Genomic DNA, 22,317 nt, shown 5'->3' with positions numbered 1-22,317 from the left:
GGTAAACACAACATATTGTGTTTTACCAAAATCATAAACCACTAAATATTGTTCTGTCAAGGTTATTCGCTTAAAACCCCTTCAATTCCTTCTCACTCTTTACCATAAGTCGATACCATGAGGGTTAACCTGTCATAGAGGTATCAAAACATGGGTCTTTTTCATCAATCCTGAAGACATCACAGATAACCCTCCCACATGGGTATAGAGATCTCTATACGCAGGCGCTCCCCCGTTACGCTGGCCGTTCTGAACTCCGCCTCCAGGGGGATCGCGTTAAAGTCGAAGGTGTAAACGGATGGTCGATATGCATTTCCTGAACCTGAACCTCCGGTGGATGGTGCCGATTCTTCCAGGGCTACGGCGTTCTCATCCACGACCTTGACCCTCAGTTTACGCTTCGCGCCGCCCTCCAGGAGGCAGACCCTCCCTTCCTCTAAGGTCACCTCGTCCTTACCCCTCCCGAGCATCCTCGCCACCGCCTCCCTGTCGAGGGAAAGAGCGGCCTCCAGGCGGGAGATGCTCCTCAGCTCCAGCTTCCCCATCAGCAGCGAGGAGAGGTCCAACTCTATGTCGTATAACCTCGCTGACCCCGAGCACGGGATCTCTTCTTCGCTGCCGTCGTGGACCATGGTCAGCGTGCCGCTCCAGGACAGCTGCAGCTCGGCGAGGTGATTGCGCGCCAGGCTCACCAATAGGGGGAAGGAGCTTATCCTGGCCTCCAGGTCCCGGGGGAGGCCGTAACGGCCGCGCAGGGCCAGCGCAAGGCCACGCTGGCTGAACATGGTCAACCCTACCTCCACCGCCAGCAGCAGGGCGATCAGGACGGCAAGCGTAAAAAGGATCCTGCGCAATGCAACCTCCTCATCAAGCAGGGAAATCTTACACACCGGCAATGACATTTCCTCCGTGCCGCCCCTTCCCTCCCACTGGCAGGGACACCTCGGCGTTCACGGCCCTCCTCGAGAGGGGTTCTCCTGTCGTTTTTGGAGGGCGAGAGGATGGAGGGCGAGGGGGGTTAAGGCCGGATTGACAACCGACGGCTATAGGGCGGTTGCCTCAAGCCGGGGAGGGCGTCCTTTACCGCCGCAACGCCGTGACCGGGGCTTACACGGGGAAAGGGTGTTTTGGGATTCCGCCGGGCCGCGGCGATGCGCGGAACGCTCCATCGGGGACGTTCGCGGGTGATGCCGCGCATACGTTTATCGCATGGCGGCGCCATATCCGATTCCGCATCGGGCTCCGGTCCGCAAACGAGATTCGTCCCGTGTCCGGGGCTGACCCCATGGTATGTTCTTGATTAAATGTCCCATGTCCGGGGCTGACCCCATGGTTTATTCCGTTTCCTCGCGCAGGCGGCGGGTCATGAGCCGCTCCAGCATCTCGGCCGGGGTCGCCTCCTCCTCTATCACGGCCCGCACGGCGTCTGCTATGGGCAGCTCCACGCCGAGTTCTCCGGCCAGCACGGCCACCGTGCGGGTGGCGAACACCCCCTCCACCACCATCCTGGATTCGGCCAGGATGCGGCCCGGTTTATCGCCCTTCCCCAGCCTCTCGCCGAAGCCGCGGTTGCGGGAGTGGCGGCTGATGCAGGTGACGATGAGGTCCCCGATGCCGGAGAGCCCGGAGAAGGTCTTGGGGTTGGCGCCCATGGCGTTGCCGAAGCGGGCCATCTCGGCCAGGCCGCGCGTTATCAGGCTGGCCTTGGTGTTGTCCCCCAGGCCCAGTCCGTCCAGCACCCCCGCGGCGATGGCGATGACGTTCTTGAAGGCTCCCCCCACCTCCACGCCGATGACGTCGGGGTTGGTGTAGACCCGAAAGTACGGGGAGTTGAAGGCCTTCTGCAGGGAGCGGGAGAGCGCGGGGTCTCCGGAGGCGATGACCGTGGCGCTGGGCACCTTCCTCGCCACCTCCTCGGCGTGGTTGGGGCCGGAGAGCACCGCCACCCCCCGGCCCTCGTCGCGCCCCAACTCCTCCGCGATGGTCTCGGAGAGGCGCCGGGCGGTCTCGTAGTCGAAACCCTTGGCGAGGTTGAGCACCGCCGCTTCCGGGGGCACATAGGGCGCCGCCGCCCGCGACGTCTCGCGCGTCCAGCGCGAGGGGACGGCCATCACCACCGTCTCTGCGCCGCGCAGCGCCTCCTCGAGATCCCCGCTGGCCCCGATGCCCTCCGGCAATTCCACGTCGCTCAGGTAGAAGGGGTTGCGGCCATCGCGGTTGATGCCCTCCACCACCTCCGGCTCCCGTGCCCACACCTTCACCTCGTGGCCCGAGAGGCGGAGGTGGGCGGACATGGCCGTCCCCCAGCTCCCCGCTCCCACCACCGCGATCCTCATGCCCCGGCCTCCTCCCCCCGCGACCTCCTCAGCCTCACCCTCGGCTCCTCGCCCCTCGCCAGGCGGGCCATGTTCTCGCGGTGCTTGTAGAGGGCGAAGGCCGCCGCCAGGCAGGACACCGCCAGGTGGGGCCAGTAGGCGGAGAGGTGGGAGCGCAGCACCAGGAAGGTGGAAAGGGGAAAGGCCGCCGCCGCGCATATCGATCCCACGGACATGATGCGCGAGAGCAGCACCATGAGAAGGAACATCCCCACCACCGCCACCGACACCTGCCAGGGGTAGGCGGCGATGATCACCCCTCCGCTGGTGGCGATCCCCTTGCCCCCCCTGAAGCGCAGATAGAGGCTCCAGTTGTGACCCACGATGGAGGCCAGCCCGGCCGCCAGCGAGAGGCTGGGGCCCAAGCCCAGCGCCCTTCCTACGGCCACCGCCGCTACCCCCTTGGCCATGTCCATGATCATCACCGCCACGAAGGCGCGGGCGCCGAAGTTGCGCAGCACGTTGGTGGCGCCTATGTTTCCCGAGCCCAGCTCGCGCAGGTCCCGGTGGAATTTCAGCCTGGAGACCACCAGGCCGAAGGGTATGGAGCCGAGGAGGTAGCTCGCCGCGATCCACAACACCGCCCGCAATGCCATGGCACCGTCTCCCATCACGCAAGGCCGCCGAGTCCCCGCCGCGCGGCGCGACCGTAAAACGAAAGGGCGTCATCCTCCGTCTCCGCGCCGCCATCCCGCCGGGAGGAAACTCCTTCCCGCGGAAGCACGGCGCGGGATGCGAGGAATATGCTGAATATAACACATCGAGGAGGACATGGTTTCCGACGCCCGTGGAGGATGAGGTGCGCTTGGTGCCGAAATGGGGATCCCTGCTGGAGGGAGGCGGCTTCGATCCCTCTATCCCTTATCTCTCCGCGGCGCGGCGTGAGCGCAGCACGATGCGCAGCGGAGAGCCCTCGAAGTCGAAGCTCTCCCGGATCTTGCGCTCCAGGAAGCGCTCGTAGGAGGGATCGGCGAGGTCGGGGCGGTTGACGAAGAACACGAACTGCGGGGGGGCGGTCCTCGCCTGGGTCAGGTAATAGATCTGCAGACGCCTGCCTCTGCGGGAGGGCGGCGGGGTCTGGGAGAGGACGCGGTGCAGCAACTCGTTGAGGTGCGAGGTCTGCACGCGCGACTCCCAGGCGCTCCGCACGCGGTCCACCGCCGGCAGTATGCGCTTTACCCCCGCGCCGGTGAGCCCGCTCACCCTGAGGAAGGGGGCGTAGGCCACGTGGCGCAGCTCCTCGCGGGCGTCCTCGAAGGCCTCCCCGGGGTTCCCCTCCGCCTTCACGCGGTCCCACTTGTTGAGGACCACCACGCAGGCGCGGCCGTCCTCCCGTATGCGCGCGGCTATCCTCTGGTCCTGCTCGGTCACCCCCTGCGAGGCGTCCACCACCAGCAGCACCACCTGGGCGCGGTCGATGGCCCTCCATACCCTGACCAGGCTGTAGAACTCCACCCCTTCCTTCACGCGGGTGCGTCTCCGCCAGCCCGCGGTGTCGATGAACCGGTAAGCCCGGCCCTCCACCTCCACCCGGGTATCGACGGCGTCCCGCGTGGTGCCGGGGACCTCGCTGACGATGGAGCGCTCCTCGCGGATGAGGCGGTTGAAGAGTGTGGACTTGCCCACGTTGGGCCTTCCCACGATGGCCACCACCGTCTCCTCGGCCTCCTCCTCATCCTCCCCCTCCTCCAGGGGCTCCGGGAGCGCATCCACCACCGCGTCGAGGAGGTCCCCGATGTTGCGCCCGTGCATGGCCGACACCGGCCACGGATCCCCCATTCCCAGGGAATACCATTCCACGGCGTCGTCCTCGCGCCGCTGGTTGTCCACCTTGTTGGCCACTAGGATGACCGGCTTTCCCGCACGGCGCAGGGCCTCCGCCACCTCCTCGTCGGCGGCGGTGATCCCCTCGCAGGCGTCCACCATCATCAACACCAGATCCGCCTCCCGCACCGCCAGCATGGCCTGTCTGCCCACCGCCTGCGCGAGCCCGTCCTCCGCCGCCGGGTCCAGGCCGCCGGTGTCCACGACGCGGAAATCCCTGCCCCTCCAGGAGGCGGTGAAATATTTGCGGTCCCTGGTCACGCCAGGCCTGCTCTCCACGATGGCGTCGCCGTGCCCCACCATGCGGTTCACCAGGGTGGACTTGCCCACGTTGGGCCTTCCCACCACCGCCACCAGGGGAAGGTCAGCGCGCATCTCCGTCTCCTCTCTCGCCGGCCAGGTGTCCGAGGAACTCGCCGCCGTCAACGGGACAGGGGACGATCCTGAAACCCGTCGCCTCCTCCACCTCGAGAAGCGTGAGGCCGTCCAGGAAGCGGCCCTCCCGCAGCGCGCTCTCCGGCAGCAGCAGCTCGCCGCTCTTCGGAGGCGCCTCCCGCAGGGCGGACACCACGTCCCGCCCCGCCAGCAGCCCGCTCACCGTCACCGTCTCCCCCAGGAGAAGGTTGCGCACCCGCACCAGCTCGGCTCCCGTTTCCGCCTCCGCAAGCGCCCGCTCCAGCACCGCCGCTCCCAGCGTCCCCGTGAGCACGCCGCGGCGCGGCGAGAAAGACTCGCCTTCCCGCGCGGCCCTCGCCGCCTCTTCCAGGAACTTCCTCGCCGTCCCCACCCCGTTCTCGAGCTGGGGATAACCCTCGTAATCCTCCTCGGGGGGGAACTCCCTGCCCGCCAGGAGATAGAACTCGTCCGCGGCGAAGAAGAGGCGCCTCCCGTATCTCTCAAGCGCCAAGGCCTGGGACTCCTCCACCAGTTCTAGGACCGCCGCCGCGGAGAGGGGGTCGTGGCCTCGCAGGGGGCGGGGCAGGCGGTGGGCGAAGCGCGTCAAGCCCACGGGCACCACCGCCAGGGAGGATGCATTACCATAATCCTCCAGCACATCCCGGAAGGTGCGCTCGAGCTCACGGCCGTCGTTGATCCCCGGGCACACCACCACCTGCAGGTGTACCTCCAGTCCCGCCTCCAAGAGCTCCCTCAACACCGCAAGCCCCCTTTCCGCGCCGGCTCCCATGAGCTCCGCGCGCAGGGCGGGGCGGGTGGCATGCAGGGAGACGTAGAGGGGCGAGATGCGCATCTTCCTTATCCTTTCCACGTCCCCGCGCGTGAGGTTGTTGAGGGTGATGAAGTTGCCGTGGAGAAAGGAGAGGCGGTAGTCGTCGTCCTTGAGGTAGAGAGAGGCGCGCAGCCCCGGCGGCATCTGGTCCACGAAGCAGAACACGCAGCGGTTGGCGCAGCGGCGCACCCCGTCGAAGACCGCCCGGTCGAAGAGGAGGGAGAGGGGCTGCTCGGGCGGTTTCCTTATCACCCGGGTCAACTCCCTGCCCCCGCGCCGCAAGCGCAGGCGCACGCGGCCCTCCGCCCCCAGGAAGAGCACGTCCAGTACGTCCAAGGGGTGCCTCCCGCCGATCTCCAGCAGCAGGTCACCCTCTTCCACCGCTCCCTCGCAGGGCGACCCCACCCGCACCGCCTCCACCCGCGGCGGTGTCCAGCGGCGCTTCTTGAGCCTCCTCGTGGCGATGCTCATGGCTCGCCGGACACCTCCTCCAGCCTCTCCCGCACTCTCCGCATCAGCCTCTCCACCACCCGGGAGACGCTCAGGCCGGTGGTGTCCACCACCTCCGCGTCCGGGGCGCGGCGCAGGGGGTCGGTCTCGCGGGTGGAGTCCAGGAGGTCCCGGCGCGCCATCTCCTCGCGCACCGCCTGGAGGGAGACCTCGTGGCCCTCCATCACCAGCTCGCGGTGCCGCCTCCTGGCGCGTTCCGTCACCGAGGCGGTCACGAAGAACTTGACCGGCGCGCGGGGGAACACCGCCGTCCCCACGTCCCTGCCCTCCACCACCATGTCGCGCCCCTCCGCCATGGCGCGCTGCTTGCGCACCATCTCGGCGCGCACCGCGGCGTGGGAAGACACCTGCGACACGTGCGCCGAGACCTCCCGCGACCTCACCCCGGCGGTGACGTCCTCGCCTCCCACGAGCACGCGGTAGGGCGGGCTCTCCTCGGGGAGGAACACCGATTCCAGCTCCAGGGAAGACGCAAGGCGCGACAGCGCCTCCGCGTCCTCCAGGTCCAGGCGCCGGCGCAGCGCTTCCAGGGTGAGGGCGCGGTACATGGCCCCCGTGTCCAGGTACCCCATGCCCAGCCGGCGGGCGAGCTCCCGGGCCACGGTGCTCTTGCCCGCTCCCGCGGGTCCGTCGATGGCGATCACCACGCCGCCCTTTTGGTTCCGGTCGCTCCTGCGCATGCCCCTATCATAGCACCCGCGCCGCGGCCCGCCGGACGGTGCCATAACGCGTCTTTTCCTCGAGGGGGGTATGCGCGCGGATGTCGCGGGCGGCCGCCTGCCGGCGGGAGAGAGCGCTATGAGATGTCCCGCGCGGACTCAGCGCATGTCCGCGACGCCCTCCTCGTCGATGCGGGCTTGGATGCGCACGGCCATCTTCCCGCGGGAGGTCCCGGGCCAGGCGAGGTAGGCGGGGGTTCGTCCTATCTTCACCACCACGGCGTCGTCCACCCTGCTGTCCAGGCGTATGACCTGACCGGGCTTGAGGCTCTTGAGGTCGGAGAGGGATATGCGTGCCCGACCCAGCTCCACCACCAGGGGAGCCCTCACCGAGGCCAGGTCCTCCCTTACCGCCAGCCTCCTCACCGCCTCTTCCCGGGGGCGGCTGGAGAGCCATTTTTCGGTGTTGAAACCGTCGAGTATCTCCTGGAGGCTGGTAAAGGGGATGCAGAAGTTGATGAACCCCTCGCTGGCGCCCACCTCCGCCTCCAGAGAGACGGCCAGGATTATCTCCGTGGGGAAGACCACCTGCACGAACTGGGGATGCGCCTCCATCTTCTCGAGGTGGAACTCCGCCTCCACCACCGTGGACCACGCCTTGGAGAGCTCCACCAGCACCAAGGTCAGGACCTCCTCGATGATGGCCTGCTCGATCTCCGTGAGCTCCCTCTCCTGCACGCCCCCCATCCCCGGACCCCCGAGGATGCGGTCGATGATGCCGAAGGCCAGCGAGAGGCTCATCTCCATGACCACGGGTTTCTCCGGCGCCCCCAGGTCGCAGATGCAGATCAGGGTGGGGGAGGGCAGGGAGCGCAGGAACTCCTCGTAGGTGACCTGTTCCACGGAGCCCAGCACGCAACGGGCGTTGGTCCTGAGGTAGCCGGCTAAGGCGCTGGAGAGCTGCCGCGCGAAGGTCTCGTGCAGGAAATGCAGGGTGCGCAGGTTGTCCTTGGAGAACTTGGTGGGGCGCCGGAAGTCGTAGGTGCGGTAGGTCTTGCGCTCGTGCGCGTCCGCCTCTATCTCGCCCTTGCTGATGCCCTCCAGTAGGGCGTCTATCTCCGCTTGAGAAAGCACGTCCGACACTTTAACCAGACCTCCCACCTTTCACCCGGGCCCGCCCCGCGGACCCGGCATACCGTCCTCCGGCGAGACGCGCCGTCCGGCGTGCGCAGTCCCAAGACCTTCCAGCCCGATGCACCTCCCGCCAACTCGCCCGCCCCGGCGGTACGGCGGCCGACTTCATTATGGTATAATATGGCATCCCGTTCATGTCATCATCTGACATCCGTTACCGCCTGCGTCACTCAAGAAAGCGCCCGCTCTGCTCGGGCGGCTGCTCCTCCTCGCCTTCCTCCTCCTCGCCGGAAGGGGTCTCTTGTCTTTCCCCTGGCTCCCGGCGTACGCCTTCCCCTTCCTGCACGGAGGCTTTCCACTCCCGGTATTCCATCCTCATGTCCCCCAGGGGCTTGATGACGATCTCCACCCTGCGGTTGAGGTAGCGGTGTTCTTCGCTGTCGTTGGGGAAGCGCGGCTTGGTGTCGGCGTAACCCGCCGCCCGCATGCGCTCAGGGGGGAGGCCGCCGTTGTCGATGAGGTGTCGCACCACCGAGGACGCCCGGGCGGTGGAGAGCTCCCAGTTGCTCGGGTACTTGAACCCGGGCCGGATGGGGATGTTGTCGGTGTGGCCCTCCACCCAGACCTGGTTTGCGGTCTCCCTGAGGATCACCGCCACCGCGTCCAGGAAGGAGATGGCCATGGGCTTGAGCTCCGCGCTCCCCAGCTCGAAGAGGATCTCGTCCGTGCTCATGCGGATGACCAGGCCCACCTCCTCTATCTCCGTCTGGATGGCCGACTCCAGGCCCATGTCTGCGATGAACCTGTCGATGCGCTCCTCGAGTTCCTGGAGCTGTTCCAGGGCCTCCTCCCCGCTCATCTGCTCCTCCACCACCTCCACCACTTCCTGGACGATGACCTCCGCGGGTATCTCCATCTCCTCCGGCAGGCTGACTCCCTCCGCCCCGAAGGACTCCTTGATGGACTCCGTTAGCGCCTTCCATTTCTGGGCGTCGAGGGTGGACATGGCGAAGAGCATGATGAAGAAGCAGAGGAGCAGGGTGATCATGTCACCGTAGCTGGCCATCCAGCTTGCTCCCAGTTCCTCGAGCTGCCTGCGCTTTTTTCCCCTCATTCCTCTTGAGATTCCCTACCTCTTCTCCTGCTCCCTGTTCGGACCATAACCCCGCGCCGCGGATCTCTCCCTGCGCTATACCGCCTCCTTCAGCTCCTCCTTTCCCTTCTTCGCCTCTTTCCCGGCTCCCTTGCCGGCGCCCTCGCCCCCGGCGCCGGCTTTCCCGGCTCCCTTGCCCGCGGGCTTTCCCTCCTTCTCGGAACGGCTGCGCGGGGGAAGGAAAGTGTTGAGCTTGTCGGCCACGATGCGCGGGTTGTCTCCCGACTGGATGGACATGATGCCCTCGATGATCATCTCTTTGGCCTTGATCTCCTCCTCGTTGCGCGCCTTCAGTTTCTCACCCAGAGGTATGAAGACCATGTTGGAAAGGATGACTCCGTAGAGGGTGGTGACCAGGGCCACGGCCATGGCCGGCCCCAGGGTCTCGGGGTCGCTCATCCTCACCAGCATGGCGATGAGCCCGATGAGGGTGCCCAGGAAGCCGAAGGCCGGGGCCAGGGATCCCGCCACGCTGAAGACCTTGATGCCGTTGTTGTGCCGCTGTTCCAGGAAGATGATCTCCGTCTCCAGGATGTCGCGGATGAGCTCCGGGGCGGTGCCGTCCACCAGAAGCTGCACCGCCTTGTGCATGAAAGCGTCGTCGATGTTCTTGAGCTCCTTGTCCAGGGATAGGATGCCCTCGCGGCGCGCCTTCTCCGCGTATCCCACCAGCTCCTCTATGACCTTCTGCGACTCCAGCTTTTGCTTGAAGAAGGCGATCTTGAGCATGTGGGGCAGGGACTTGGCGGTGGCCATGTCGGTGGTCATGAGGGTCGCCCCCACCGTGCCGCCGACGACGATGATCAGAGAGGGGACGTTTATATACTGCCCGATGCCTCCCGTGCCCATGACCCCCCACAACAGGGTGCCCAAAGCTATTACCGTGCCGGCCAGGATGGTGATGTCCAATGCCTACCCTCCGTTGACGGCTTCACCCGCCTCCGGTTCCCCGGGGCCTTCCGTGTCCCGTACCGCCCCGCTCTCCTCCACGCATCCTCCGCCCGGGATGACGTCCAGGGGGCAGGCCTTGGCGGGGCACTCTAGGGGCAGCACCGGGGCGTTGGTCCTGATGATGGGGCGTATGGCCTGCCGGTACTCTATGACCCTCTGCACCAGCTCCTCCACGCTCTCGGTGACGATGATCTTGCGCCCCGTGGTCATGGTGATGATGGTGTCGGGGCGCGCCTCGATCATCTCGATGAGCTCGGCGTTGATGATGGCCGGCTCGTCGTGGAACCTCGTTACCTCTATCAATCCCTTCACCTCCCGGGATCGGGAGGGGCGAGGAACGCCCCTCCCTCCGGTCCCTCATCCCTACCTCTTGATGTTCACCAGGTCCTGCAACATCTGGTCGGCCGAGGTGATGATGCGCGAGTTGGCCTGGAATCCTCTCTCTGCGATGATCATGTTGGTGAATTCCTGGGCCAGGTCCACGTTGGACATCTCCAGCGTGCCCGCCGTGATCACCCCGCGGTTCCCGGAACCCGACGTCCCCACCAGGGGCTCCCCGGAGTTGTTGGAGACGCGGTACATGCTGTCCCCCACCTTGATCAGCCCCTCGGGGTTGTTGAACACGCACACGGCGATCTGCGCCAGCCTCAGGTTGAGCCCGTTGGAGAAGAACCCCGCCAGCACGCCGTTGTCGCTGATGGTGATGCTCTGCAGGCTCCCGGTGGCGTAGCCGTCCTGGTACACCGCGGCCACCGTGGACGCGGAGGCGAACTGGGTCACCCCGTTGGTGGACCCCGCGGTGCCGAAGTCCGGAACGATGCTCACCGTGCCCGCCCCCGCGGGGGTGAACTGGATGGGCCCTCCCGTGGAGCCGGTGAGCAGGCCGTCGCTGTCGAAAGAGAGGGTGCCGGTGTTGCCGGAGATGCCCGCCGGTCCCGTGGCCTCCCAGTCCCAGGAATTGACGCCCGCCTTGGTGAAGGTCATGGTGACGGCGTGCGCCATGCCCTGGGAATCCCGCACGTTGATCTCGGTGACGAATGAGTCGCCTACCGAGGCGTCTGAGGGCAGGTTCCCCTGGTACCTGATGGTGGTGGTGGCGCTGGGAGGCATGGTCTGGCCCACGGGGATGCTGATTGAGGTCAGCGCGGTGTTGGTGTCGATGCGGCCGCTGGAGTCCGCCATCCATCCCTGCACCACGTAGCCGTTGGAAGGGTTGATGAGCTTCCCCTGCGCGTCGAAGCTGAAGTACCCGGCCCGGGTGTAATACTGGCCGCCCCCGTCGGAGAGCACGAAGAACCCGTCTCCCTGTATGGAGAGGTCGGTCATGCGGCCGGTGTTCTGCAGTGAGCCCTGGGAGAAATTGGTGCTCACCAGCGCCAGCTTGACCCCCAACCCGATCTGGATGGGGTTGGTGCCCCCGGTGCTGGTCCCCGAGGACTTCGCCCCCCTGATGGTCTGGCAGAGGGCGTCCTGGAAGCTCAGCTGGCTGGACTTGAACCCCACCGTGTTCACGTTGGCGATGTTGTTCCCGACCACGTCCATCATGGTCTGGTGGTTGCGCAGCCCGGAAACGCCGCTGAACATGGATCGCATCATCTCTACATCTACCTCCTTCGCTCCGGCGGAAAGCCCCCTCGCAGGAGGTCCGGCCCTCCGTCGTCATGACCTCTTGCCTTGCCGTCCGCGCCTTCCGGCGCTCTTACCTGTCCGTGCTTCCGTGCCTTTTCCAGCACGCGTCCGCGCTCAGGAGCCGCGCACGATCACCGCGCTGTCGATGTTGGTGAACACGCCGTCGCGCAGCGCCTCCCGCTCGCAGGCCGTCACCACGTTGCGCGTGGCCACGTTCACCACCAGGGCCAGGCCGTCCATGAGCACCAGCGAGTTCACCGCACCCTTGCTCTCGGCCGCCCTTACCGCCTCCTCCAAGCGCGCCATGTCCCTTCCGTCCAGGGATATGCTGCGCCGCTGCAGCCTCTCCTCGGCATGGCGGGTGAACCGCAACGCGCTCTCCCGCAGCTGTTCCTGGAATGAAGGCCCTCCGGCCGCCCGCGACGGCCGCGTCGCCGACATGCCGCTCCCGGCCGCCACGTCTCCGGGTATCCCGTTCACGTTCATCCCTGAACCTCCCGTCTCAGGCGCTTATCCTCTCCACTTCACCCAGGGCGAGCTCGCCCTCCTCCAGGCATACCACGATGTCCTCGCCGTCGAAGCGGAGCGCCTGCACCGTCCCCGCGAGCCTCTCCCCCGCCGCGCCGGTGCCCTCCACCTTCTTGCCCAGCAGCCCTATCCCCTGCTCCACGGCCATCATCATGGTCAGGGTGCTCAGGGAGTTCTCCAGAGTCTGCAGCTGCTCCAGGCTCCTGAACTGAGCCAGTTGGGAGAGGAACTCGCCGTTGTCCAGGGGCTTGAAGGGGTCCTGGTTCTTGAGCTGTTCCACCAGCAGCCGCAGGAAGGCGTCTTTCCCCAGCTCCTTCGAGCGGCTTTCCGCGCTCGCGGTTCCGGAATAGGCGGAGAAGACCGCCCCCGTGTTCGCGCTCACCTGCATGTACGTCCCTCCTTTCACGCCTCGATGTCCAGTATCCCGTCGTGTGCCGGGCGCACCGCGGAGACCGCTGCCTCCGCCCCGGCCGCCACGCGCCTCGCGCCCGCCGAACCGCGCCGCGCGGCCGTCTCTCCGCGCGCGCTTCCTCCCTCCATTCCCAGATGCAGTCCGTCGAGGTCCAGCCCGGCGGCCAGCAGCGCGGCGCGCAACTGCGGCAGCTCCCTCTGCATGGCCTCGAAGGCTGCTCCGGTGTGGGCGGTGAGTCGCACCGTCACCCCGCCGTTCCATTCCACCTCCAGCTCCAGCTTCCCCAGGGATTCGGGCACCAGCTTGAGCTGTGCTCTCACCGTCTCTCCCCGGCTGACCGTCCTGGCGGCGGCCACGACGCGGTCGCGCAGCTCGAGCATGCGGGCCTCCGCGCGGCCTGCGTAGGTCTCCCGCGCCTCCGTACCCGACAACCGGGCATGGAAGCCGGGGTCTTCCCTCGCATCCGTCTTCGCCCGCAAGCCCGAGACCACGTCGGCGGCGGAAGGCCTCGTCGCCCTCTCGTGGCCGGCGGCGATGCCGTGTCGGGCATGCGGTCTCTCGCCGCCGCCCGCCGCCGTGCTGCATGCACGGTCCTCCCCCGCGGCCTCGCGGCCGGTGGCGTTCGCCGTTGCCTCCGGCTCCAGCGCGGCCCTATCGCGTGGAGCGCCGGCTGCCGCGCGTTCCTGGGCAGTCGGCCTCGCCGCGTGACCGTTCATATCGGGAAGCGTCGCGAGGTGCGTGCCGGGCCGGGTGGTCCTCTCCCCTTCGCTCTCCGCCGATACCTCACCGGCCGCGAGCTCCGCCGGAGAGGGCGCCGCGTCCCTAACCTCCGCGGCGGCGCTTGCCTCGCTTTCCGACCCCGCCGGGGCGGCCGTCACGATAACCTCTGCCGTGACCAAACGCGTGGTTCCGCGATCATCGACCGGCGACACCGGCGGTCCCTGGACCGGATCGGCGTCCCCGGCTCCTCGTACAGGAAAGCCCGGCACCTCCGCCGGCCTGCGGCCCGCGTTCCACGGCGAGCCCGCCGGCCTGTCCCCGCCCGCCGCGGTCATGAGCGTATCCCGGGGTGCCGCCAGCGCGTGAGCGAGCCGCGCGGGGGCTCCGTGCCCCATCTCTAAAACCGCGCCGGCATCCGAGTCATCTCCTGCGGCCGTTTCCTCGCGCCAGGCGATCCTTGACACGGAAAGGCTTTCCGGGCCTTCCGCATCGCACTCGCCGCGGCTGCCGCGGAGCAAACCGTCTTGCCGTCCCCGGGCGCCGACGGCCTCCTCCCGTCCGCATCCTGCCAGTCCCTGCAGCCAGGAGTGGAAGGGGAGCGTCTCCACCTCGCGGCGTCGGGCAGGGCGGCACTTTCCGATGGCCAACGCGGAAGAGGCCTTTTCCTCCGTTCCAGGCATGGCCATCACCTGCGCCATCCTCATCACCTCCTTTCCTCCGGGCATAAGCCCTTGCTCGGGCCGCTCGCGCAGCCGGACAACGGGCCGAGCATGACGGCGCCGCCGCGTCCCGACGGCGAGCGGCTACAGGTACCTGCGCGCGCAGGCGTAGTTGGCATCGTATTTGCCCTCCAGCCGAGATATCTTCACCACGTCCCCGGTATGGGGGGCATGGATGAAGCTGTTGTTCCCCACGTATATGCCGACGTGGTAGAGGAAGCCGGTGCCTCCGTTCTCCCCGAAGAAGATGACGTCCCCGGGGCGCAGCTCGCTGCGGGATACCGGGGTGCCCGCCTGGGCCTGGGTCACGGTGTAATGGGTGAGGTTGACCCCGAACTTGCGGAAGACGTACTGCACCAGCCCGGAACAGTCGAAGCCGCTGGGGCTTCCCCCTCCGTACACGTAGGGCACCCCCAGGTAGCGCATGGCCTCGTTGACCACCGCCTGTCCCCGCGAGGCATCCGCCCTCGACAGCAGGGAGGCGAAGGAGAACGCGGAGCTCTCCGCCGCGGCGGAGGGCAGGGCGGCGTACGCCCCGCTCAAGCTCTGCAGCCGGGCTTCGATCTCCGCTATGCGCGACATCACTCTGGAAATACCTTCCATGACCCCGCCGTTCCTCCCCCTCTCACATCTTCTCCATCTCTCGGAGCACCGTGCGGATATATCCCTCGCCGCCGGTGGGGTTGTATTTCGACAGTATGGCCCGGATGTCGTTCCCGAACCCGTAGCTGCGCACCAGGCGGTTCACCTCGTAAACCGCCTCCCGGAAAGAGGCGAAATCGCGCCCCAGGATGCCGAAGGGGTTATGGGGACGGAAGCACTCCCTGCCCCCCGAGGACTCCACCGCCGCCAGGGCCGCCGCCAGCCTCCAGTCCATGCCGTAGGCGTCCGCCGCCTCCACGAAGCTCCGCGCCTCGGCGGCCAGGGCGGGGTTGTAATTATGCGAGCGCATGTAGGCCTCCAGCCTGCCCGCCCTCTCGGAGACGGACCGGCCGGAAGCGGCCACGAAGGAGGATGACGCCGACCTCGAAGCGCCCGCGGCCTCGAGAAGGGAGGCGAAATCGCGGCCCGCCAGCGCCTGCAGACGGCTCTCGATGGCCGCTATCCTTGCCCGTACCGCCTCGATGCCCTCGACCATCGCCGTTCACTCCTCCGCCGCAAGCCTTCTCAGGATGAAGCGGCCCCCGGCCACCTCGTCAAGGAATCCCTGTTCCTCGCGGCCCATCTCGTAGAGGTGGTCCTCCCACCTCAGCTCGCGCAGCCTGTCCATCACCTTGCGCTCCCTGGCGGCCTCCAGCAGCGCCCGGCGCCTCTCCTCCAGGTGCCGCAAGGCCTCGCGCACCCTGGCCTCCTGTTTTTCGATGCGCAGGTGCAGGAGGTCCAGGCGGATCTCCCCCGCCCTAACGCGCTCGGCGTCGCACCTGCCCCTGAGCTCCCGGCGCAGCTCTTCCCCCACCCGGGCCTCCTCGTCCCGCAGCCTCCGGAGCTCCGCCAGCTCCCTGTCGTAGGCCGCCTGCGCCTCCGCGAACTCGCGCTTCCTCTCCTTCTCCACTCCGGCCCGGTAGCGCCTGACCGGCTCGAGGCGGAACTCGAACCTCTTCACCTTCACTCACTCCCTCGAGTCACATCTGCAAATGAAAGACCCGGACGACGGACCGCCCAACAAAGCCGTGACCTCACCTTCACTCACTCCCCCGCAGCCTCTTCAGCCCCTCCACCGCTTCCTCCCAGGTACACCTCTCCTCAACTCCCTGGCACAGGTAACCCTCTATATCCCGGATATGGGCGATGGCGTAGTCGATCTCGGGGTTGGAGCCGTGGCGGTAGGCGCCGATGTTGATGAGGTCCTCGGCGTCGCGGTACACCGCCAGGGTCCTCCTCAGCCAGTCGGCGGCTGCGCGGTGATCGCCGTCGATGACCTCCGTGGCCAGGCGGCTCACGCTGGCCAGGATGTCCACCGCCGGGTAGTGGTTCCTCGCCGCCAGGTCCCTGGAGAGCACGATGTGCCCGTCGAGGATGGAGCGCGAGGTGTCGGCGATGGGCTCGTTCATGTCGTCGCCTTCCACCAAGATGGTGTAGAGGGCGGTGATGGTGCCGCGGTCCCCGCAGCCGGTCCTCTCCATGAGCCGGGGGAGCATGGCGAAAACCGAGGGCGGGTAGCCGCGGGTGGTGGGCGGCTCCCCCACCGTCAGCCCCACCTCACGCTGGGCCATGGCGAAGCGGGTGACGGAGTCGAGCATGAAGAGCACGTCCATGCCCAGGTCGCGGAAATGCTCCGCGATGCTGGTGGCCGCCAGAGCCGCCTTCAGCCTGATCATGGCGGGCTCGTCGCTGGTGGCCACCACCACCACCGAGCGCTCCAGCCCCTCCGCGCCCAGGTCGCGCTCGATGAACTCCCGCACCTCCCTGCCCCTCTCCCCCACCAGGGCGATGACGTTCACGTCCGCCTGGGTATAGCGGGCGATCATGCCCATGAGGGTGCTCTTGCCCACCCCGCTCCCCGCGAAGATCCCCATGCGCTGCCCCTTGCCGCAGGTGAGCAGTCCGTCGATGGCCCTCACCCCCAGCCCCAGGGGCTCGCATATGCGCCTCCTGGCCAGGGGGTGCGGGGGGTCGTTCTCCACCGGCCGCATCTCGAAACGCCCCTCCAGGGGCCTGCCATCCGCCGGCCTCCCCAGGCCGTCCAGTACCCTGCCGCGCAGCGCCTCTCCCACCGGGACCTGCAGGGGCTTCCCCAGGGCCAGCACCTCGCACCCCGGACCGACCCCGTGGGGTGTGCTCAGGGGCATGAGCATGACCTTGCCCTCCTTGAAGCCCACCACCTCCGCCATGAGCAGCGTCTTTCCGGAACGGTCTCTCACCAGGCAGAGCTCGCCTATGCATCCCTCGGGGCCGCTGGCCTCGATGATCAATCCCACCACCCGTTCCACCTTTCCCAGGTAGAGCAGGGGGTCGGCCTCTCGCACGCGCTCCAGGGCACGCCTGATGCCTCCGCTGAGGAAATGCACGGCGGCCTCGTCAACCATCCGCGTCCTCCCCCTCCATCACCGACGACCTCACCCGCTCCACGCGACGCTCAAGGCGGGCGTCCACGATCCCCGAGGAGGTCTCCACCACGCAGTCCCCCACCGAGAGACTCTCGTCCTCCACCAGGTCTAGGTCTCCCACCTCCACCAGGCTGGCCAGGAGCTCCTTCCTCCCCTCCCTTAGCCTGCGGCAATCCTCCGGGCTCAAGCGCACGCGCAGCGACCGCTTCTCTCCCGCCCTCTCTATCACCCGCCGCACCAGGTTGCGCACCGCCTCCGGGTTCGCGGTGATCTCCTGGAGCGCCAGCTTCTCCGCTATCTCCAGGGCCAGGGCGGTTATCTCGCGCTCCAGCTCTCGCAGCATCTCCGCCCGGCTGTTCTCCAGTCCCCTGCGTACCGTCTCCAGGGCTCCCACCAGGCCGCGCAGCTCGCCCATGGCCTGTTCGCGGCCGTCCCGGTAGCCGGCCCGGAAGCCCTCCTCCCTGGCGGCCTCCCTGGCGCTTTCCAGGATCTCCCTTTCTAGGACCTCGTATCCCTCGTCCTGAGCGTGGCGGCGCTGCAAGTCCTCCTCGTCCGAGCAGGGCTCCACCGCCGGCACGCTCACCACTCCCAGCACCTCCACGCGGGGCAGCACTTTTCCGCGTATGCGCCTCCTCTCGTGCGGGGATGTCTCGCCGGTCTCCACGCCCAAGCCGCTCACCGCCGTCCCGCTCATACCACGACCTCGTCATCCGCTCCCCTGGCGATGATGATCTCCCCCGCCTCCTCGAGAGCCCTTATCTTGGCCACGATGCCCTGCTGCGCCTCCTCCACCTGCTTGAGACGCACGGGGCCCATGTACTCTATCTCCTCCTCCAGCATCTCCGCCGCCCGCTCCGAGAGGTTCCTGGTGATCTTTTCGCGCACCTCCACGGAGGTGCCCTTCAACGCCAGCGCCAGCTCCTTGGTCTCCACGTCCTGGAGCACCTTCTGCACCGCCACATCGTCGAGGGTGACGATGTCCTCGAAGACGAACATGAGCTTCTTCACCTCCTCGGCCAGCTCGGGGTTCTTGTTCCCGAAGGCCTCGAGGATGGTCTTCTCCGTGGCGCGGTCCACGTTGTTGAGGATCTCCACCAGGGCCTTGATGCCCCCGCTCACCTCGTCGTCGATGCTGCGCATGAGCGAGCCGGCGAGCTTCTTCTCCAGCACGCGCTCGATGCTGAAGACCACGTCCGGGGAGGCCTTGTCCATGATGGCCAGGCGCATGGCCACCTCCACCGATAGCTCCTGGGGCAGGGAGGAGAGGATGGCCGCGGCGTGCTGTGCGGAGATGTTGGCGAGCACGATGGCGATGGTCTGGGGATGCTCGTTCATGAGCAGCGCCGCCACCTGCTTGATGTCCACGTCCTGGATGAAGGACATGGGGGTGACCCTCACCGAGGTGCTCAGCTTCTCCAGGATGTACTGCGCCTTTTTGGGCCCCAGGGCCTTTTCCAGCAGCTCCCTGGCGTAGTTGAACCCTCCGCCGGCGATCTCGCCCTCCGCCAGGCACCTGTGGTAGAAGGTCTCGATGACGTGCTCGCGCTCCTCCTTGGTGATCCGGGTGAGGTTGGCTATCTGCAGGGTGAGGGTCTCGATCTCCTCCTCCGAGAGGTGCTGCATGACCTTGGAGGAGACCTCGGGCGAGAGCGACACCAGAAGGATGGCCGCCTTCCTCTCGTTGCTCATGCCGTGATGGGTGGATACGTCCAAACTCCTCCCTCCTTCAGCTCCTCTCGTGTATCAGCGCCTTCAGCAGTCTGGCCATCTCGTCCGGCTTCTGGGCTGCCAGCATCTCCAGCGAGCTGAGCATGGGGGACTTCGCCGTGCGGCCCATGAGCGCCCGTGCCCCCTCCGCGGCCTCCTCCAGAGCCAGGGTGTCCCTGGCCTCGAGTTCGGGGAGCTCCTCCAGCCGCTTCCTCACCTTTTTGAGCTTGAGGAACAGAAACACCGCCGCCGCCAGGGCCGCCAGCGCCAGCAGGCCCGTCTTGACCATCTTCCAGAGCCTCTCGCCGCTCTGGGCCTTCGCGAGCTGCGCCTCCACCTCCTCTTGGTAGGAGGTGTCGAAGGGCACCGACTGCACGCTGATGGTGTCGCCCCGCCTCTCGTCCAGCCCCGCCGCCGCCGCAAGCGCCTCCTGCAGGGCGTAGACGCTGTCGGCGTCCACGCTCTCGTCCACCAGCACCGCGATGCTCATGCCGGTGATCTTTCCAGGCGGCTCGGTCTCCTCGGTTACGGTGCGGTTGTTGTCGTAGGTGACGCTGCTCTCCTTCTTCGAATAGGCGGCGTTCCCGGCGCCCGGGGTCACGGTGGTGTAGTCGGGGATATTGGAGCCCGTGCCCGGCACCCCCGTGGCGGAACCGGCGCCGTTGTTGTATATCTCCTCGCTGGTCTCCTGGGAACTCGGGAGACCGCCCTCCGCGGGGGCGGCGTATTTCTCCGTCTGGGTGGTCCTCGTCGCAAGGTCCAGCTCGAGGCTCACCTTGACCACCCCCTTGCCGCTTCCCACCACGCGGTTGAGTATCTGCTGCAGCGAGGCCTCCATGTAGGATTCGTAGCTGCGCGTGGTCTGCAGGCGGTCCGCCGCCAGGGCGGCGCCGTCGTCCCCCGCAAAGAGGGGGTTGCCCTCGCTGTCCACCACGCTCACGTTCTCCGGGCTCAGGCCCTCCACCGCCCGCGCCACCAGGTTCCTGATCCCCTCCACCTGCCTTTTCTCCAGGGAAGCTCCCCCCCGCAGCGAGATGAGCACGGAGGCGGTGGCGGAGTTTTCCTGCGAGGTGAAGATGCTCTCCTCGGGCATGGCGATGTGCACCACCGCTGACTGCACCTGGTCGATGGAGGAGATGGTGCGGGAGAGCTCCCCCTCCAGGGCGCGCTGGTAGTTGACCTTCTGGGTGAAGTCGCTGGCCCCGAAGCTCGACTTGTCGAAGATCTCGAAGCCGACCTTGCCGCCCGAGGGGATGTTCTCCGCCGCCAGCTGCACGCGCAGCCTGTCCACCTCCCCCGCGGGCACCAGCACGGAAGTGCCCTCCAGCCGGTAGCCCACCTTCATCTCGTCCAACTTGGCGACCACCTGGGCGGAGTCGCGGTCCTCGAGCCCGGAAAAGAGCACGCGGTACTGGGGCTTCGAGGCGTAGCCCACCAGGAGATATATGCCCGCGCCCAGCAGGGCCGCGATGAGGACCGCGGCCGCCTTCTGGCCCGCCGTGTATCGGGATGCCATCCTCCGCAACTGCTCGAGCAACCTCTGCATCTACCGTCACTCCTCGTGCCGCGCTCTCTTCACTGCCGTTTCCTCCTCGACCCGGGAATCCCGGGAGACCTGTCCCCTGTCCTGTCTCTCACACCTGCATGTGCATGATCTCCTGGTATGCCTCCAGCACCTTGTTGCGCACCTGTACCGCAAGCTGCATGGAGAGGTTGGCCTTCTCCACCGCGAGGACAACCTGGTGGATGTCGTCCACCTCCCCGGTGACCATCCTCGCCACCATGTCGTCCGCCTCGTTCTGGACCCGGTTCAGGCCCTCGATGGCTCGGTTGAGCCCGGCCTTGAAGTCGATCCCGCCCTCCCTGGCCTTAGCGCTTCCCTCCGCCACCGTCCTGGCGACTTGCTGCTGCAGGTTGACGGGGGCGATCTTCACCTCTTCTCTCCCTCCTTACCTCAGGATGTCCAGCGCCCGGCCGAGCATGGCCTTGGCGGCCTCCATGGCCGCCGCGTTGGCCTCGTAGGCCCGCGACGCCACCAGCATGTCCACCATCTCGGTGACCGCGTTCACGTTGGGCATCTCCACGTAGCCGTCCTCGCGCGCGTCCGGGTGATCGGGATCGTAGACGAGCTGGGGCGGGCTCTGGTCCTCCACTATCCCCACCACCCGCACTCCCTGTCCGCCCTCCAGGCCGGGCTGCGAGGTCTCCGCGACGCGCGTGGAGAAGACCACCTCCCGCCGCCGGTAGGGGCCGCCCTCGGGCGTGCGGGTGGTCTGGGCGTTGGCGATGTTGGAGGCGATGACGTCCATCCACAGGCGGTTGGCGGTGAGCCCGGAGGCGCTGATGTCGAAGGAGCCGAAAATACCCATCTCTTACCTCCTGCCTTCCGAGATCACGTAGCGGTACATCTCCGCCTTCTTCTTGATCATGGAGCTCGCCGCCGTGTAGCGGATGCTGTTCTTGCTCATCTCGGCGATCTCCTGCTCCATGTCCACGTTGTTGCCGTCCTCGCGGCTCTCCGTGCGGTAGTCCACCTGCGCTTTGAGCTCGAGCCCCTCCAGGCCTTCGGGCAGCGCCTTCCCCCCGCCGCGCCCCCACCGCACCCTCTTACCCAGCTCCTCCTCGAAGGGCAGGTAGGACCTCTTGAAGCCGGGGGTGCTGGCGTTGGCGAGGTTGTTCGCGCTCACGCGGTGGCGCAGGGAGTACGCGTCCAGCGCCTTTCCCAACAGGGCGAAGGTGGCGTCTCCGAAGATGTCCAGGGTCATTTCCAGCCGCCTCCCTCCCTCATCTCCCGTCTCCGCCGCTCCCGTAGTCGAGCCAGAAACCTATCTCCTCCCCTATCTTGCGGTTGACCTCTATCAACTCTTGGGCCACCTCGGTCTCCTCGAGGAGGAGAATCTCCAGGGCATCCGCGTCGAACTCCAGGGGCGTGCGCGCAAGCTCGTCGGTCTTAAGCAGCCACGCCGCCACGGTGTCCGCCACGTTCACCAGGGCCGCCGCCCTGGGCAGGTTGGGGGCTTCCCGCGGCTCGTGGTGGTAGTGGATGATCTCCTCGAAACGCGGCGAGAGGTTCCAGCGCTCGGCGATCATCATCCCCACCTCCGCGTGGTCGCAACCGCAGGCCTCGCGCTCCACCTCCAAAGCCTCCCTCCCGCCGGCGTTCAAGGCCTCCCGCGACGCCGGGTCCAGCAGTTCGAGGAGGAAGGGCGAGAGCACCACCTTGCCGATATCGTGCAGGAGCGCCACCATCCTCATCTCCTCGCTCTTCCGGTACCCCGCGCGCTCGCACAGGTGCTCCGCCGCCACCGAAACTCCCAGTGAGTGCGCCCACAGCTCCCCCTCGGCGTGCCCGTATCCGCCCAGCCTCTGGCTCATGATGTCGTAGGTGGACACGCTGAGCACCAGGCGCCGGATGGTGCGGATCCCCAGCAGGGGAACCGCCACGCTCGCCGTCTCCACCCGGCGCGGCAGGCCGTAGTAGGAGGAGTTCGCGAGGCGCAGCACCCTGGCCGTGAGCGAGGCGTCGGAGGTGATGACCTCCGCTATCTCCTTCACCGAGCAGTCCGGGTTGCCGCTGCGGCGCAGGACCTCCATGACCACGGCGCTGGGGGCCGGCAGGTTCTCCACCCTCTCCCGCACGTTCTCCTGCACTCTCGTCGCGTCCATACCCTTTTCACCTCCAGCAAGCGCGAAAGGACAACCTCGCAGTTGTCCTTCCTTG

At 67.1% G+C, this 22,317-nt stretch carries 24 protein-coding genes and 1 pseudogene; all 25 read right to left on the bottom strand.

The features are described from left to right. Nucleotides 1–179: 179 nt before the first annotated feature. The 25 genes and pseudogenes from H5T74_06800 to H5T74_06680 all read right to left on the bottom strand — a co-directional run bounded on the left by H5T74_06800 (nt 180) and on the right by H5T74_06680 (nt 22,262). Nucleotides 180–854, bottom strand: coding sequence for an LmeA family phospholipid-binding protein (locus H5T74_06800; GenBank protein MBC7230083.1), 675 nt, complete (start codon nt 852–854; stop codon nt 180–182). Between the two features lie 480 nt (nt 855–1,334). Further along, nucleotides 1,335–2,336 carry an NAD(P)-dependent glycerol-3-phosphate dehydrogenase gene (locus H5T74_06795; protein MBC7230082.1) on the bottom strand — a complete coding sequence of 334 codons (1,002 nt, stop codon included), beginning with the start codon at nt 2,334–2,336 and terminating at the stop codon, nt 1,335–1,337. Continuing rightward, a complete protein-coding gene (plsY, locus tag H5T74_06790; GenBank protein ID MBC7230081.1) occupies nt 2,333–2,971 on the bottom strand; it encodes a glycerol-3-phosphate 1-O-acyltransferase PlsY in 639 nt (212 codons plus the stop codon). Before plsY ends, H5T74_06795 begins: the two co-directional genes overlap by 4 nt. Nucleotides 2,972–3,236: 265 nt before the next feature. Next, nucleotides 3,237–4,574 carry a ribosome biogenesis GTPase Der gene (gene der, locus H5T74_06785; GenBank protein ID MBC7230080.1) on the bottom strand — a complete coding sequence of 446 codons (1,338 nt, stop codon included), beginning with the start codon at nt 4,572–4,574 and terminating at the stop codon, nt 3,237–3,239. After that, nucleotides 4,564–5,898: a DUF512 domain-containing protein gene (locus H5T74_06780; protein ID MBC7230079.1), complete on the bottom strand. Its 1,335-nt coding sequence runs from the start codon at nt 5,896–5,898 to the stop codon at nt 4,564–4,566. Before H5T74_06780 ends, der begins: the two co-directional genes overlap by 11 nt. Continuing rightward, complete coding sequence (locus tag H5T74_06775; protein MBC7230078.1) at nt 5,895–6,617, bottom strand: (d)CMP kinase; 723 nt, start codon at nt 6,615–6,617, stop codon at nt 5,895–5,897. The genes H5T74_06780 and H5T74_06775 overlap by 4 nt, the downstream gene beginning before the upstream one ends. A 138-nt stretch (nt 6,618–6,755) precedes the next feature. Next, the gene (fliM, locus tag H5T74_06770; protein MBC7230077.1) at nt 6,756–7,739 is read right to left on the bottom strand and encodes a flagellar motor switch protein FliM; all 984 of its coding nucleotides are present in this window, start codon (nt 7,737–7,739) and stop codon (nt 6,756–6,758) included. Nucleotides 7,740–7,956: 217 nt separating this feature from the next. Continuing rightward, nucleotides 7,957–8,844, bottom strand: a complete 888-nt coding sequence (locus tag H5T74_06765; protein ID MBC7230076.1) for an OmpA family protein — start codon at nt 8,842–8,844, stop codon at nt 7,957–7,959. 75 nt (nt 8,845–8,919) lie between these two features. Continuing rightward, nucleotides 8,920–9,732 carry a motility protein A gene (locus H5T74_06760; protein ID MBC7230075.1) on the bottom strand — a complete coding sequence of 271 codons (813 nt, stop codon included), beginning with the start codon at nt 9,730–9,732 and terminating at the stop codon, nt 8,920–8,922. Nucleotides 9,733–9,795: 63 nt separating this feature from the next. Further along, nucleotides 9,796–10,137 carry a flagellar FlbD family protein gene (locus H5T74_06755; GenBank protein MBC7230074.1) on the bottom strand — a complete coding sequence of 114 codons (342 nt, stop codon included), beginning with the start codon at nt 10,135–10,137 and terminating at the stop codon, nt 9,796–9,798. Between the two features lie 60 nt (nt 10,138–10,197). Continuing rightward, a complete protein-coding gene (locus tag H5T74_06750; protein MBC7230073.1) occupies nt 10,198–11,430 on the bottom strand; it encodes a flagellar hook protein FlgE in 1,233 nt (410 codons plus the stop codon). A 147-nt stretch (nt 11,431–11,577) separates the two neighbouring features. Beyond that, nucleotides 11,578–11,949, bottom strand: a complete 372-nt coding sequence (locus tag H5T74_06745) for a hypothetical protein (protein MBC7230072.1) — start codon at nt 11,947–11,949, stop codon at nt 11,578–11,580. 229 nt (nt 11,950–12,178) lie between these two features. After that, nucleotides 12,179–12,379: pseudogene (locus tag H5T74_06740) on the bottom strand (flagellar biosynthesis protein FlgD). A gap of 14 nt (nt 12,380–12,393) precedes the next feature. Further along, nucleotides 12,394–13,302, bottom strand: a complete 909-nt coding sequence (locus tag H5T74_06735) for a flagellar hook-length control protein FliK (protein ID MBC7230071.1) — start codon at nt 13,300–13,302, stop codon at nt 12,394–12,396. A 624-nt stretch (nt 13,303–13,926) separates the two neighbouring features. After that, a complete protein-coding gene (locus H5T74_06730; GenBank protein ID MBC7230070.1) occupies nt 13,927–14,445 on the bottom strand; it encodes a C40 family peptidase in 519 nt (172 codons plus the stop codon). Between the two features lie 22 nt (nt 14,446–14,467). Then, on the bottom strand, nt 14,468–14,980 hold the full coding sequence (locus H5T74_06725; GenBank protein MBC7230069.1) for a glucosaminidase domain-containing protein: 513 nt from the start codon (nt 14,978–14,980) through the stop codon (nt 14,468–14,470). A 6-nt stretch (nt 14,981–14,986) separates the two neighbouring features. Beyond that, nucleotides 14,987–15,445 (bottom strand): flagellar export protein FliJ, encoded by a 459-nt coding sequence (fliJ, locus tag H5T74_06720; protein ID MBC7230068.1) that lies wholly within the window; start codon nt 15,443–15,445, stop codon nt 14,987–14,989. 79 nt (nt 15,446–15,524) lie between these two features. Continuing rightward, entirely contained in the window at nt 15,525–16,868 is a 1,344-nt protein-coding gene (gene fliI, locus H5T74_06715) for a flagellar protein export ATPase FliI (GenBank protein MBC7230067.1), read from the bottom strand. Next, a complete protein-coding gene (locus tag H5T74_06710; GenBank protein MBC7230066.1) occupies nt 16,861–17,583 on the bottom strand; it encodes a hypothetical protein in 723 nt (240 codons plus the stop codon). Before H5T74_06710 ends, fliI begins: the two co-directional genes overlap by 8 nt. Next, nucleotides 17,580–18,578, bottom strand: coding sequence for a flagellar motor switch protein FliG (gene fliG / locus H5T74_06705; GenBank protein MBC7230065.1), 999 nt, complete (start codon nt 18,576–18,578; stop codon nt 17,580–17,582). Before fliG ends, H5T74_06710 begins: the two co-directional genes overlap by 4 nt. Before the next feature lie 37 nt (nt 18,579–18,615). After that, nucleotides 18,616–20,142 carry a flagellar M-ring protein FliF gene (gene fliF / locus H5T74_06700; GenBank protein MBC7230064.1) on the bottom strand — a complete coding sequence of 509 codons (1,527 nt, stop codon included), beginning with the start codon at nt 20,140–20,142 and terminating at the stop codon, nt 18,616–18,618. An 88-nt stretch (nt 20,143–20,230) separates the two neighbouring features. Then, nucleotides 20,231–20,530, bottom strand: coding sequence for a flagellar hook-basal body complex protein FliE (gene fliE, locus H5T74_06695; protein MBC7230063.1), 300 nt, complete (start codon nt 20,528–20,530; stop codon nt 20,231–20,233). 15 nt (nt 20,531–20,545) lie between these two features. After that, nucleotides 20,546–20,965, bottom strand: a complete 420-nt coding sequence (gene flgC / locus H5T74_06690; protein ID MBC7230062.1) for a flagellar basal body rod protein FlgC — start codon at nt 20,963–20,965, stop codon at nt 20,546–20,548. A gap of 3 nt (nt 20,966–20,968) precedes the next feature. Further along, a complete protein-coding gene (gene flgB / locus H5T74_06685) occupies nt 20,969–21,361 on the bottom strand; it encodes a flagellar basal body rod protein FlgB (protein MBC7230061.1) in 393 nt (130 codons plus the stop codon). A 19-nt stretch (nt 21,362–21,380) separates the two neighbouring features. Continuing rightward, the gene (locus H5T74_06680) at nt 21,381–22,262 is read right to left on the bottom strand and encodes an HDOD domain-containing protein (protein MBC7230060.1); all 882 of its coding nucleotides are present in this window, start codon (nt 22,260–22,262) and stop codon (nt 21,381–21,383) included. Between the last annotated feature and the right edge of the window lie 55 nt (nt 22,263–22,317).

Source organism: Actinomycetota bacterium (assembly GCA_014360645.1).
Classification (GTDB): domain Bacteria; phylum Actinomycetota; class Geothermincolia; order Geothermincolales; family RBG-13-55-18; genus Solincola_B.
This window is presented reverse-complemented; position numbering and strand designations above follow the sequence as displayed.